Below are 14,563 nucleotides of genomic sequence, written 5' to 3' on the forward strand. Positions count from 1 at the left end.
AGGTATTCACCCCTAACCTCTACCAAATCTTATTTAACCAATTTTTCGAAAAAAAGTAAAATGTTATCCTCTTTGTTCGATTGGAATATATTTCTGCATTCCAGGACCTGTGTATTCAGCACGTGGGCGGATTAGACGGTTGTTGTCGTATTGCTCTAAAATATGAGCAAGCCATCCGGATACACGGCTGACAGCGAAAATTGGCGTCATTAGGTCATGGTCAACACCTAAACTGTGATATACAGATGCGGAATAGAAATCAACGTTTGGCGGCAGGTTCTTTTCACCGGTTACGATGCTCTCAATTTTCACTGACATATCGTACCATTGTGGTTCGCCAGTTAGTTCTGTTAATTTTTTGGACATTGCTTTTAAATGCTTGGCCCGAGGATCTCCTTGGCGGTAAACCCTGTGGCCAAAGCCCATAATTTTTTCTTTATTCTCAAGCTTGCCGCGGATATAAGGCTCGACGTTTTCAAGGGTACCAATATCGGTAAGCATTTTCATTACCGCTTCATTTGCTCCTCCGTGAAGAGGTCCTTTTAACGCTCCGATTGCTGCTGTGATACCAGAATAAACATCGGATAATGTAGCAACACAGACACGAGCTGTGAATGTAGAAGCGTTTAATTCGTGGTCGGCATGCAGAACTAGGGCTTTATCAATTGCCTCTACTGCAATTTGTTCCGGTTCTTTACCGGAGAGCATATATAAGAAATTCGCCGCAAAGCTCAAATCCTGTCTAGGTGCAACTGGCTCAAGTCCTTTTCTGATACGTGCAAAAGCTGCCACGATAGAAGGCATTTTAGCTTGAAGACGAATCGCTTTACGATAATTAGCTTCCTTCTCCATTACATCTGCTTCCGTATCGTAAAGTCCTAATAAAGAAACAGCTGAACGAAGTGCTGCCATTGGGTGTACTGTCTGAACCGGGAACAATTTAAAGTGCTCAATTACTTCCTGTGGAAGTGCAGCACTTTCAGCAAGCTGTTGCTTTAATTCAGCCAATTGTTCTGAATTAGGCAGCTTGCGATGCCATAATAGATAAATAACCTCTTCAAAGCTTGCATTTTCAGCTAAATCATCGATGTTATAGCCAACGTATGTCAGCGTATCATCAATAATTGAACTAATGGAAGAAGTAGTTGCCACAATCCCTTCGAGACCACGTGTTACTGTCATCAAAAATCTCTCCTTTACATTGTAAAATTCCCCATTACCCACTGCTTCATTAATTCTTTTAAACCGGAAAATCCCCAGTCTAGGATAAAAAGAAACGGCATAAAGTAATTTGAAGATTTCCACTGCAAAATCATCGCCGATAAACTGATCATTACCCTAGGTGACTGAGCGATTGCTCGGATTAAAACCAAAAAGTCTGTATGCCCTTTCATTCACAGGAATAAATAATTTTTCAAGTATTCCAGTATTCCTATACGGTTTATGTAAAAAAAGATATTGCTACAAGCCTATTATAAACAATAATCAGATTTTTGTGAATGAAAAGGAATTAAAAATAGCAAAAAAATATTATTTCAAAAAAAACGGCGCTAAAAACAAGAGCCATTTCACTTAGTTTCAGCCTATGTTTTCACCGAATCTCCCTTAAAGTTATTTTACCATAACATTATCGATGATGTGGAATACAATAACTCCAGTAGTTTTTTTCTATATTCCTCTGAAACTAATTTTAATAACTGAACGTATAAATTTAAGAAGAAATTTTAGGCGATGGAAAAATATGCAGAAAAATTAATAAAATGGTAAAATAGAGTAAGCGATTTTAAAAAAATGGAGGTCTATTACTTTTGAATCCCAAATACATAAACCGGAGCATTAGGTTTTTAATTGTTATCGGCGTTGTTGTTTTAGGGCTGCTTTCCTTTTACTATTTATCAAGAATAACCTATCCATTTTTAATCGGCCTTATTATAGCACTTGCCATAAACCCGCTAGTCAATCTTTTTGAAAATAAAACAAAAATGCCAAGAGTACTTGCTGTTTTTGTTGCCCTCATTATTATATTTGCCATCTTTGCCGGCTTGATTACTTTGCTCGTAGTCGAGATCGTTACCGGAGCCACTTACTTAGCTAAAGTTATTCCAGAGCATTTAAACACTTTAATTAAATTCCTAGAAGACTATTTTACAGATTTGTACAATCAATTAACTAGCGTCTTTAATAAGTTGAATCCCGGGCAGAAAGACACGATCATTACTAATATTCAGAATATCGGCAAAAGGGTAGGGTCAACTGTCGGAAACTTTATTCAAGGCTTTTTTGGCAGCATTCCTAATGTTATTTCATGGATTCCAAATGCTGCAACCGTATTGATTTTCTCCTTGTTGGCAACCTTTTTCATCAGCAAGGATTGGTACCGTTTAAAGGCGATGGGTGGAAGGCTTTTGCCACAAAAAGCCAGAACAAGTGGAAAAACAGTATTTGTTGATTTGAAAAAGGCACTTTTCGGCTTTATTAGAGCGCAGTTGACGCTGATTTCCATAACAACGGTTATCATTCTTGTTGGATTGCTTATTCTTCGTGTGGACTATGCCATTACCATTGCCCTTTTGACTGGTCTAGTCGACATTATTCCCTACCTTGGTACAGGAGCGGTATTCGTCCCTTGGATTGTCTATGAAGTTATAAGCGGCGACGTGGGGCTTGCCATTGGGCTTGGTGTCCTATATATAATCGTGTTGGTTCAAAGACAGATCATGGAGCCAAAAATCCTTTCTTCAAACATTGGACTGGACCCTTTGGCAACACTAATTGCACTTTTCGTAGGTTTTAAACTAATCGGCTTTCTTGGATTAATTGTCGGTCCCGTAACTCTTGTCATCATAAGCACGCTATACAGGGCCAATGTTTTTCATGATTTATGGAAGTTTATCGTGGGAAAAGAAGCTTAAAAGCTAAAGGAAAACTCGCCGATTGGCAAGTCCGATAGGACGAAAACAGAGCCGTAGTTGAATTTATACTTTCCTATTAGCTAAAAAAACTCGCCGATTGGCGAGTTTTTTTATTATAGTACACTAGCATGTCCGTTATAAATAATGCCTCTTGATGCGTCCACCGTGATTTCTTGGCCTTCCTTAAACAGTTTGAGTGCATTTTCAACTCCCACAATAACAGGAATACCTAAGTTTAAACCAACAACAGCAGCATGGCTTGTTAAGCCGCCTTCCTCTGTAATAAGGGCGGCACATTTCTCAAGGGCCGGAACCATTTCCCGGTCGGAGCCGATGGTTACAAGAATGGAACCCGTTTTTACCTTTTCAGTAGCTTCATTTGCATCATGGGCAATAACGACTTTTCCAAAAGCGGACTTGCGTCCAATCCCTTGTCCCTTCGTAATAATATCGCCCACTACATGGATTTTCATTAAATTCGTTGTTCCCGCTTCTCCGACAGGAACACCAGCAGTAATGACCACCAGCTCACCGTGTTTAACAATGCCGCTGTTTAAGCTTTCCTCTACGGCGCTTTCAAGCATTTCATCCGTCGTGGTACACATTCTTCCCATCCGTGGATAAACTCCCCAGACAAGTGCTAGACGCCTGCAGGTTGATTCATCCGCAGTAATTGCCACGATCGCTGCCTTCGGACGATATTTTGAAATCATCCTAGCTGTATGTCCACTTTCAGTTGGCGTGATAATTGACTTTACCTCTAAATTTAATGCTGTATGAGCAACCGATTGACCAATCGCATCAGTTAGGTTGTGTTCTGCATTCTTGCTGCGGTGTGAAAGGATTTCTTTATGGTTCAGAGCCTGTTCAGCCCGTGAAGCGATATTATGCATCGTTTGCACTGCTTCAACCGGATATAGCCCTGCAGCAGTTTCTCCAGAAAGCATTATAGCATCTGTTCCATCAAAAATGGCATTGGCCACGTCACTTGCTTCCGCACGAGTTGGCCTTGGATTTCTTTGCATTGAATCAAGCATTTGTGTTGCAGTAATAACCGGTTTACCTAGGGCATTACATTTCTTAATCAAAGATTTTTGCACCAATGGAACCTCTTCTGCAGGAATTTCTACACCAAGGTCACCGCGTGCTACCATCAGTCCGTCTGAAACCTCAAGAATTTCATCAATATTATCGACGCCTTCTTGGTTTTCAATTTTAGGGATAATTTGGATATGTGTTGCCTGGTTTTCTTCTAAAAGCTGGCGAATTTCCAAGACATCCTTGGAACGGCGAACAAATGAGGCCGCGATAAAATCAACGCCCTGCTCAATTCCAAATAAAATATCCTGTTTATCCTTCTCTGTAATACCGGGCAGGTTAACTGAAACTCCCGGCACATTAACACCTTTTTTATTTTTCAATGTACCACTGTTTAAAATTTTCGTCTTAATTTCGCCCTTAGAATGATCAATGTTGATCACTTCCAGCCCAATTAAACCGTCATCCAACAGAATTTTGGAACCTGCTTGTACATCATCAATTAAACCTTCGTATGTAACGGAAAATTTCTCTGTGGTTCCCTCCACTTCAGTCATTGATACAATAATTTCTTCTCTGGACTTCAGTTCAATAGCTCCATTTTGCATATTGTGGGTACGAATTTCTGGCCCCTTTGTATCAAGCAAAATGGCAACTGTTTTACCTGTTAAACCGGCTGCTTCACGGATATTCTTGATTCTAGCGCCGTGTTCTTCAAAATTCCCATGAGAAAAATTTAATCGTGCTACATTCATTCCTGCATTCATTAATTGTGTTAAATTGTCAACACTTTCACTTGCAGGGCCAATCGTACAAACAATTTTTGTTTTGCGCAACATTTCTTGCCCTCCCTTTTTTAAATCGAAAGTTCTTTAGAAAGATTAAATAGTTCAAGATCCAATGTATGTTTTTTGGCAAGAGCGTCAATAATGTCGTAGTCGACAAGCTTGTTATTCTCCACACCGACAGCACGGCCGCCTTTGCCCTCAATTAGAAGTTCCACTGCTCTCGCACCCAATCTGCTGGCAAGCACCCGATCTGCGGCAGTTGGCGAACCCCCACGTTGAATATGTCCCAATACTGATACCCTTGTATCGAGGTTGGTGGCATCCTTTAGCTGCTTAGCAAACTCACCCCCGCTGCATACACCTTCGGCGACCACAATAATACTATGCTTTTTCCCACGTTCTTGACCTTTTCTCAAACGATCAGCAATCTCGTCCATGTTGTAATTCTCTTCTGGAATCAGAATCGTTTCCGCTCCTCCGGCAAGCCCTGCCCACAAGGCAATATCACCGGCATCTCGCCCCATTACCTCAATAATAAAAGTTCTTTCGTGCGAGGTAGCCGTGTCGCGAATTTTATCTATTGCATCAATGACTGTATTTAATGCCGTGTCAAAACCGATTGTCATATCAGTTCCAGGAATGTCATTATCAATCGTACCCGGTACACCAACACAAGGATAGCCAAGCTCTGTCAATGCCTTCGCACCGCGATATGACCCGTCACCGCCAATGACGACAAGTCCTTCAATACCATGAGCCTTTAACTGTTCAATTCCTTTTTGCTGGCCCCCTGTTGTTTTAAATTCCGGGCAGCGGGCCGATTGAAGCATTGTTCCTCCGCGATGAATGATATCTCCAACTGAACCGAGCTCAAGCTTTTTTATATTGCCGCAAATTAACCCTGAGTAACCACCGTAGATGCCATAAACTTCAACATTGTGATAAATGGCTTTTCGGACAACAGCGCGGATTGCTGGGTTCATTCCTGGTGAATCCCCGCCGCTTGTCAGCACCCCAATTTTTTTCATGGTAATCACCTCATTAATAGGATAAAGGTACTATGTAAGCCTCTTTAAGAAGGATGGTTTATAATTGCATTTGTTTTCCTTCTTCTATTATTAACATAAAACCCTTGAATATTAATAAAATATCACGAAGCAATAGCCATAACAACTATGTCAATAGCCATTTTAGAATAGACGGAATAGTTCGTTAACTGAAAGCGTTTCATAACATAATGAGAACGTTGTCATGGATTTTACAGCCATTTTTATATGAACTTTTTGTGAATGCTCAACGAAAAAACGTGCCCAAATGAGCACGCATTTTCCTTAATTTACTCCAATGTATTCATTTATCAATCCAAACTCTCCGATTGTTCTAAAACGCTTGTATCGATCAGCAATTAATTGGTCAGCAGAAAGCTTCAAAAGCTCCTCCAAAGATTTAATTAGGACAGGTTCAATTTCCGCAGCTTGTCCTTGCACATTCTTGTGAGCACCGCCCTTAATTTCTGGAACGATATCATCGATAACTCCTAGTTCCTTTAGGTCAGGCGCCGTGATTTTCATAGATTCTGCCGCATTTTTAGCGTAGGCAGCGTCCTTCCATAAAATTGCCGCCGCTCCCTCAGGCGAAATGACTGAGTAGGTGGAGTTTTCAAGCATGTAAATCCGGTTGCCAACACCTAGTCCAAGCGCGCCGCCGCTTCCGCCTTCACCAATGACAATACAGATAACTGGTACTTTCAACCCTGCCATTTCGAACAGGTTACGGGCAATTGCTTCACTCTGTCCCCGCTCTTCTGCTGCTTTACCAGGGTATGCGCCTTTCGTATCGATAAAACAAATAATCGGCCGGTTGAACTTATCAGCCTGCTTCATCAACCGCAAAGCCTTTCTGTAGCCCTCAGGATGAGGCATTCCAAAGTTTCTGCGGATATTTTCCTTCGTATCCTTTCCACGCTGATGGCCTATTACTGTGACAGGCAACCCTTTAAATTTGGCAATCCCGCCAACAATCGCTTCATCATCGCCAAAAGTCCTGTCCCCATGGCATTCAAAGAAATCGTCAAATAGATAGGAAATATAATCCAAGGTTGTTGGCCTGTTAGGATGGCGGGCTATTTGCACCCGGTCCCACGGTTTAATATTTTCATATATTTCCCGTTCCAGCTTCTCCAACCGGGCCTCTAATTTATTGATTTCCGAACTCAAATCCACATCAGTGGTATCTGTAAATTCCTTAAGCTCAGCTATTTTTTTTCTCAGTTCATTGATCGGGCGTTCAAATTCTAATTCGCCTGCCATTCAAACACACCCCCTGGCTGATGGATATCAAGTATCGTTGCAATTTTCTCTGCCAATTCTAATCGGGAAATGATGGCATCAAGCTGCCCATGTTTTAACAAAAACTCTGCTGTTTGAAAGTCTTCCGGCAATTTTTCACGGATTGACTGCTCAATCACCCTGCGTCCCGCAAAACCGATTAATGCTCCAGGTTCGGCAAGGTTATAATCCCCCAATGATGCAAAGCTAGCAGACACCCCGCCAGTTGTTGGATGGGTCATAATTGAAATGATTAAACCGCCATTGTCGCTGAATTTCTTTAAGGCAACACTTGTTTTCGCCATTTGCATCAAACTTAGTGCACCTTCCTGCATCCTGGCTCCGCCCGATGCTGTAAAAATAACGAATGGAACGGACAATTCATCCGCTTTTTCAATCGCTAAGGTAATTTTTTCGCCGACAACCGATCCCATACTGCCCATACGGAAGGTTGAATCCATAACGGACACAACGACTTTATGGCCGTTAACTGTACCAACCCCAGTGACAACCGCTTCATTTATATTGGTTTTTTTGCGGTCCTTTTCAACCTTTTCTAGATAGTCGGGAAAATTCAAAGGATTCTTTGAAATCATATTTTCGTTGAATTCCTCGAAGCTTCCTTCATCAAGAAAACTTTCAATACGCTCCTTTGAATTCATAGGGAAATGATGTCCGCAATGAAGACAAACCTTTAAGTTTTTTGAAAGTTCTTTTGTATACATAATTTTTTTGCATGAAGGACATTTTGTCATTATTCCTTCAGGAACGTCGCTTTTCGCCGCTTCTGTAGGAATGGTTGCGTATTTCTTCTTTTTTGTCTGGTTTTTGGAAAATAAATCTTTAAGCGCCAAAAAATAAACCTCCTTGTATGGAATTTTGGCTGATGACGATAATCTATCAGCAGTCTTTCTAACAATTGGCTTTCTCATACATATACCGATAGGTGGCCAGACCACTGAAGGATTTAAAAATGCCCTAAAAAGGGGCTTGTATAATTTACTATAAAATAAAAAAAGTTCAAAATCTGTTGCTTTCTGTCGTTAGACAGATGACAATTTTCGTAATTGAACGTATGCCAAAAGGACCTTCATTTCGTCTTTATCAGCCATTGCATCCAATAAATATAGATAGTCTTCACGCTTGTACTCTACAGGAGAAGAAGATAACGAATGATAGTAATCCTTTAAGATTTCCCATATCTTAAAAAAAAGATGGTTGTCTGCGGCTTCAAAAATCTGATAAAAAAATTCATCATCCTGGAATCCTTCTGACTCCGTCACCCATTCTTTCACGGCAGCGATATTCGATCGGTCCATTCTTTTCAGTGCGAGGCGCAGACCATCCATTTCGATAAAGTTTTTTGTTTCGAAGACATCCAGTTTTGCTTTTTCATCCTGCAAAATAAACGTGCTGAGAAGCTGGACCAATTGATTTCCCCGGAAGTCTCGAAGATAAGTACCCTCACCCCGGCGTGTTTCAATTAAGCCTAACAGTTCCAAAGCTCTCAGTGCTTCTCTAACGGAAGAGCGCCCGACATTCAGGCGCTCCGACAGTTCACGTTCCGAAGGAATTTTATCCCCCTGCTTTAGTCCATCATCCGTTATCATTTCTCTTAGCTGTTTTAAAATCTCTAGGTACACTTTAGAATTGCTCACGAAAGAATCACTCACTTTTGCCAATTAGAGCGAGCCTTTTTGTTTTTTCCTTTATATCTTCAGGATCTACTTTTATCCGTGCTACACCTGTTTCCATGGCAGCTTTTGCTACTGCAGCGGCAACATTTGGAGCAACCCGCGGGTCAAATGGCCCCGGAATGACATAATCTGCATTGATTTCCTCTTCCTTAATCAAACCGGCAATGGCTTCAACTGCAGCAATTTTCATTTTTTCATTAATATGGGTAGCCCGAACATCAAGTGCTCCGCGGAAAATCCCAGGGAATGCAAGAACATTGTTTACCTGATTCGGAAAATCAGAACGTCCTGTTCCCACTACTTTTGCCCCTGCTTCTTTCGCTTCATCAGGCATAATTTCCGGTACCGGATTTGCCATCGCAAAAATAATCGGGTCAGTATTCATGGATGCAACCATTTCTTTCGTTAACGAACCCGCAGCGGAAACACCAATGAATACATCGGCACCCTTAATTACATCCTTCAGGCTTCCTGCCAAGCTGTCACGGTTCGTATACTTCGCCACTTCAGCCTTCACATTGTTCATGCCTTCCGGACGACCTTCATATATCGCACCTTTAGTGTCACACATGATGATATCTCTTACACCATAGCTAAATAATAATTTTATAATGGCAATCCCTGCTGCTCCTGCACCGTTAGCCACGACTTTAATTTCCGTCATTTTCTTGCCTGTCAGCTTTAAAGCATTGACAAGTCCTGCTACGGTTACTATAGCTGTTCCATGCTGATCATCATGGAACACTGGAATATTCGCTTCCTTCTTTAATCTTTCCTCAATGACAAAGCAGTTTGGGGCGGCAATATCTTCAAGATTTACCCCGCCAAAGGTAGGTTCTAAAAGCTTAACAGTCTCAACAATTTTGTCTACATCGGTAGTGTTTAAACAAATTGGAAAGGCATCGACGCCGGCAAAGCTCTTAAACAAGACCGCTTTACCCTCCATAACCGGCAGCGCTGCTTCAGGGCCAATATTGCCAAGTCCAAGAACGGCTGTTCCGTCAGAAACAACTGCAACCATATTCCCTTTCATTGTATAGTCGTAGACAGTTTCCGGTTTTTCATAAATATCCTTACAAGGTTCTGCTACACCTGGAGAATAGGCTAAGCTTAAATCCTGTGCATTTCTTACTGGCACCTTCGATTTCGACTCTAATTTCCCTTTATTAATTCGATGCATATGTAATGCTTCTTCTCTTAAAGTCAAGACTGTCACCCCGCAAATGAATAAAAAAATAAAATAAATTCCCCGTTTTAACATTGGTGGTCAGACCACACATGTCTCCTTACCACTATAACATATCTTCCAAAGTTGTAAAGATTTAATCTTTCAAGACTACGTTATGACTACCCAATAAATCCTTTAAGGATTGGATAATTTCCGAATGGGGGTTAATATTTTTTTCCGCGCCTAACCTTACTGTTTTCTTTGTGGTGTCATAATGCAAGACTACCGTTGCAGTCCCCTTATTGCTACTTAGAAGCTTGTTTAATTCTTGGAGAGTCCTTTCATCTTCCTTGTCATGGGTGATTTTTAAATACAGCACAGTCTGTTTGACTGCATGCGCATCCAGCCATTTCTCGATTTCTGTAACTTGTTGAATAATCAATTGCCGCTTTCCATCACGTTCTTCGACTTTCCCTTCAAGCAGGGCAAAGCATCCTTCCCCTAAGTATTGGGAGTATTTTCGGTATGCATCAGGAAAAACGACTGCCTCCATTTCACCGGTTGGATCGCTTATAGTTAAAAAGGCCATCGATTCCCCTTTTTTCGTCCGGATTGATTTTTTGGATGTAATGTAGACTCCTGCTTGCGCCTTCCTGATCTGGCTATTTAATTGAAATAAGGCTTGAGCACCTGCCCGTCTAAGCTTTTTTTCAAAAATGGAGATCGGGTGATTGGAAAGATATAAACCAAGCGCCTCTTTTTCATAGGAAAGCTTTATTTGTTGGGTCATTTCATCAACCTGCACATATTTCGGTTTCGGAATCAGTTCATCCTCGAACATATCAATTTGATTTGTGTCATCCGTTTTAAATATTTGCGCATGCTCGATCGCAACATCCAGACTGGCCAATAGGACGGCCCGGTCCTCCCCGAATTCATCAAAACTGCCGGAATGGACTAGATATTCAAGTGTTTTACGATTGATTGCCTTTCCCGATACCCTGATACAAAAATCAAATAAATCGCTAAACTTCTTTCGTTTTCTCGCTTGAAAAATTTCCTTCAAAGCAGCCGCCCCAACCCCGCGGATGGCACCCAGACTATAGCGGATTTTTCCTTTCTCCACTTGAAATAAATAACTGCTCAAATTAATGGAAGGAGATAGGATATCAATTTCCTTTTGTTTTGCTTCTAAAATATACTGGCCGATTTTCGCCTCGTTTCCGATGGCGGAGGTAAGCAGGCCAGCCATAAAGTGAACCGGATAATTGGCTTTTAAAAAGGCGAGCTGATAGGCAATTAAGCTATAAGCCACGGCATGGCTGCGATTAAACCCATAATTGGCGAATCGGACAATCAAATCATATATTTCATTTGCCAAAGTTTCGCTGTATCCCTTCTTCAGCGTGCCTTGGACAAAATGCTGACGCTCTTTATCCAACACTTCTTTTTGTTTCTTCCCAACCGCTCTTCTTAACAGATCTGCTTCACCAAGGGAAAATCCTGCCATGATGGAAGCAATCTGCATAATTTGTTCTTGATAGACAATGACGCCGTACGTATTCTCAAGGATCGCCTGAAGGTCAGGATGCGGATAATCAATTTTCTGCATGCCATGCTTCCTGTCAATAAAAAGCGGGATATTTTCCATCGGACCCGGCCTGTACAAAGCGTTGACAGCAACAATATCCTCAAAATGAGTCGGCTTCAGGCGTGTTAACACCTTCCTCATTCCCTCTGATTCAAGCTGAAAAATACCTGTTGTTTCGCCTTGAGCTAATAGATTGAAGGTTTTATCATCATCAAGCGGTATAGAGCCAATATCCAATCTCCTTCCTGTGTGGCGATAGATGGAAGACAGGATCGTTTCAATTAACGATAAATTTCTAAGCCCCAAGAAGTCCATTTTGAGCAGACCCAGTTCCTCTAAGTATTCCATAGAAAACTGGGTTAAAAAAATCTCACCTGATCCTTGCTGAATCGGGATTAAGTCGATTAACGGCTTCTCACTGATGACAACACCTGCAGCGTGCGTTGAGGTGTGACGGGGCAGCCCTTCCAGTTTCAGCGCTGTATTAAACAATCGGCTATTTAAAGGAGTCTCCTGGATGAATTTCCGTAAACCTTCCGATTCCTTATAGGCATCCTTTAAGGTTAGACCCGGGCGAGAAGGAATAAGCCTTGACATATAATCCAACTCTTTCGTATTTAAACCGAACACCCTTCCGACATCCCTTAAGGCTGCTTTCGCAGCAAGTGTACCGAATGTAGCAATTTGTGCAACATGCAGCTCTCCATATTTTTGTGCCACATATTCAATGACCTCATCCCGGCGATGGTCGGGAAAATCGATATCAATATCAGGCATGGAAATCCGTTCAGGGTTTAAAAATCTCTCAAACAACAGATGATGCTCAAGAGGGTCAACATCGGTTATGTATAACACATAGGCGACTAGGGACCCAGCAGCAGATCCCCTGCCCGGTCCGGTTAAAATCCCCTTTTCCCGTGCGTATCTCATAAAATCCCAAACAATTAAAAAATAATTGCTGAACTGCATCCGCTTAATTACATTCAATTCATAGGCCAGGCGGTCCAAGTACTCCGTTGATGGTTCCTCCGAAATTCTTTCCTTTAAACCTTTTTGACAAAGTTTTTCCAGATATTCTTCCGCCGGCATGCTGTTTTCCGTTGGAAAGGATGGAAGGTACGTTTTGTCTAAATTTATGTTTATATTACAACGTTTAGCAATCCTAAGCGTATTTTCCAGCGCCTCCGGGACATCCGCAAAGCACTCAGCCATTTCAGCGGAACTTTTTAAATAGAATTGGTCACTGCCCAGCTGCTGACGATGGTCGTCCTGCAATTTGTCACCATTTTTAATGGCTAACAGGCATTCATGAGCAAACATATCTTCTTTTTCCAAATAATAAACTTGATTGGTGGCCGCGAGCGGGATATTCCATTCTTTTGAAAGCCGGAGGAGCGGTTCCCTAAGTGTTTTTTCCTGTTCAAGCTGATGGTCTTGAAGGGCAAGATAAAAATTGCCGCGGCCAAAAATATCAGAAAGTTCAAGAGCAATATCTTTGGCCAAAGCCACTTCGTTTGTTAATAAAGCCTGCTCAATCTCCCCTTCTATTCCCGGTGTAATGGCAATGAGTCCCTTAGAATAAGCTTTGAGCCATTTGTGAGGAAGTCCATTTTCAGCCTTTGTTTGCACGGCACTGGATATTTTTAATAGATTCTTATAGCCTGCGTCATTTTCCGCTAACAACACAAGTGGATACGGTCCTTCTTCCATCCGTTCACTTTCGATATCCACCGTCAGTCCAATAATCGGTTTTATTTGTTGTTTTTTGCAAAGCTTATAAAATTCAATCGTCCCGTACATAACATTCCGGTCGGTTAATGCCAGCGTCCGAAATCCTTTGCTTCGGGCATTCTCCACTAAATCGGATACAGACGCCGTGCTGGTCAATAAACTATAGGCACTATATACATGAAGGTGAATAAAAGACATCCGGTCGCACCTCTCATTCTACTTTTATCTTACTTCCATTATAAAACTTGATATGAAAAAAAGAAAATATGTTCTATTTTTCACTGCCAACTCATATTAAATTGCACTTGTCCATATAAATGTATAAAGATCATTTGGCTAGACAAAGGCGGTTGAAGGAATGAAAGAACTTGGTTTTTTTCCAGCTTTTATCGAAAGCTATTTTATTGCGTTAGGAGTTGTGCTGGGAGGTTCGCTTATTGGGGGGATTGCCTCCTTTATAACTGGACAGCCTCCATTAACAACGGTTTACCGATTATCATCCGCCCTTAGAATTTGGGCGATTGTGGCGGCGATAGGAGGAACTTTTGATACGGTTTATACATTTGAACGCGGTTTTTTAAACGCCGATACGAAAGACCTATTTAAACAATTTCTATTAATTCTTTCGGCCTTGGGCGGTGCCCAGACAGGTGCACTGATTATTAACTGGCTGACCCAGGAGCATATTTCATCATGAGAATTCCTCCTTATTACCGCAGACCTTCGTGGCAGCGTTTTATTTCCGGAATGGCCGTCGGCGGTGCCATCAGCTGGTGCATATTTTTATATATTTATGGAGTTTTTCAAGAGGACAATGCAAAATTAATCAGAAAGCAGCAGAAGGATATAGCGGAGTTAAAAGACGACGTTAAAATTTGGCAACAAGATTACGCTGAATTGAATAATAAAAATTTAGGAAAAATCACGATTGAAAAAATAAATATCCGAATAACCAACTGGGAGAAATATAAATTAGATCAGTTCAGTGTTTTTCAAACAGAAGAAGCCGTCAGAGATGATATCAAAATCGTACTGGCAAAAGATTTGGAAACAGTCGCTAAAAGCAAAGACATGCTGAAAAAAATCATTGAAAACAAACCATATGAATTAAACGAAAAGCGGTATCGCCTTAAGGTAAAGGAAATGGTTATCTATACCACCCTGACCATACAGTTGGAAATGGAATTTGCTGAATGAAAACTCGTCGATTGGCGAGTCCGATAGGACGAAGACAGAGACGTAATTGAATTCATGCGTTAGGAAAGTATAAATTTGTGAAAATTTATACTTTCCTATTAGCTGAATAAAGAA

At 41.3% G+C, this 14,563-nt stretch carries 11 protein-coding genes; 3 read left to right on the top strand and 8 right to left on the bottom strand.

All coding sequences use genetic code 11. The features are described 5' to 3' along the window. Positions 1–63: 63 nt before the first annotated feature. Positions 64–1,182 carry a citrate synthase gene (citZ, locus tag V5M37_RS22950; protein WP_423799290.1) on the bottom strand — a complete coding sequence of 373 codons (1,119 nt, stop codon included), beginning with the start codon at positions 1,180–1,182 and terminating at the stop codon, positions 64–66. Positions 1,183–1,808: 626 nt separating this feature from the next. Here citZ and ytvI point away from each other — a divergent pair. After that, positions 1,809–2,912 (top strand): sporulation integral membrane protein YtvI, encoded by a 1,104-nt coding sequence (gene ytvI, locus V5M37_RS22955; protein ID WP_423799291.1) that lies wholly within the window; start codon positions 1,809–1,811, stop codon positions 2,910–2,912. A gap of 113 nt (positions 2,913–3,025) precedes the next feature. Here ytvI and pyk read toward each other — a convergent pair whose 3' ends face one another. The 7 genes from pyk to dnaE all read right to left on the bottom strand — a co-directional run bounded on the left by pyk (position 3,026) and on the right by dnaE (position 13,450). After that, a complete protein-coding gene (pyk, locus tag V5M37_RS22960) occupies positions 3,026–4,786 on the bottom strand; it encodes a pyruvate kinase (RefSeq protein WP_423802670.1) in 1,761 nt (586 codons plus the stop codon). Positions 4,787–4,806: 20 nt separating this feature from the next. After that, the gene (gene pfkA / locus V5M37_RS22965) at positions 4,807–5,766 is read right to left on the bottom strand and encodes a 6-phosphofructokinase (RefSeq protein ID WP_423799292.1); all 960 of its coding nucleotides are present in this window, start codon (positions 5,764–5,766) and stop codon (positions 4,807–4,809) included. A 303-nt stretch (positions 5,767–6,069) separates the two neighbouring features. Continuing rightward, entirely contained in the window at positions 6,070–7,047 is a 978-nt protein-coding gene (gene accA / locus V5M37_RS22970; protein ID WP_213144624.1) for an acetyl-CoA carboxylase carboxyl transferase subunit alpha, read from the bottom strand. After that, a complete protein-coding gene (gene accD, locus V5M37_RS22975) occupies positions 7,032–7,919 on the bottom strand; it encodes an acetyl-CoA carboxylase, carboxyltransferase subunit beta (protein ID WP_423799293.1) in 888 nt (295 codons plus the stop codon). The genes accA and accD overlap by 16 nt, the downstream gene beginning before the upstream one ends. Before the next feature lie 189 nt (positions 7,920–8,108). Next, positions 8,109–8,675: a FadR/GntR family transcriptional regulator gene (locus V5M37_RS22980; RefSeq protein WP_423802671.1), complete on the bottom strand. Its 567-nt coding sequence runs from the start codon at positions 8,673–8,675 to the stop codon at positions 8,109–8,111. A gap of 55 nt (positions 8,676–8,730) precedes the next feature. Next, a complete protein-coding gene (locus tag V5M37_RS22985; protein WP_213144622.1) occupies positions 8,731–9,969 on the bottom strand; it encodes an NAD(P)-dependent malic enzyme in 1,239 nt (412 codons plus the stop codon). Positions 9,970–10,084: 115 nt separating this feature from the next. Continuing rightward, positions 10,085–13,450, bottom strand: coding sequence for a DNA polymerase III subunit alpha (dnaE, locus tag V5M37_RS22990; protein WP_423799294.1), 3,366 nt, complete (start codon positions 13,448–13,450; stop codon positions 10,085–10,087). Between the two features lie 160 nt (positions 13,451–13,610). Between dnaE and V5M37_RS22995 the strand changes: the two genes are divergently transcribed. Next, a complete protein-coding gene (locus V5M37_RS22995; protein ID WP_213144620.1) occupies positions 13,611–13,949 on the top strand; it encodes a YtrH family sporulation protein in 339 nt (112 codons plus the stop codon). Continuing rightward, on the top strand, positions 13,946–14,449 hold the full coding sequence (gene ytrI, locus V5M37_RS23000) for a sporulation membrane protein YtrI (RefSeq protein ID WP_213119916.1): 504 nt from the start codon (positions 13,946–13,948) through the stop codon (positions 14,447–14,449). The genes V5M37_RS22995 and ytrI overlap by 4 nt, the downstream gene beginning before the upstream one ends. Positions 14,450–14,563 lie beyond the last annotated feature (114 nt).

Origin of the sequence: Neobacillus sp. SAB-20_R2A, assembly GCF_049568635.1 — a bacterium.
GTDB lineage: Bacteria > Bacillota > Bacilli > Bacillales > Cytobacillaceae > Neobacillus > Neobacillus citreus.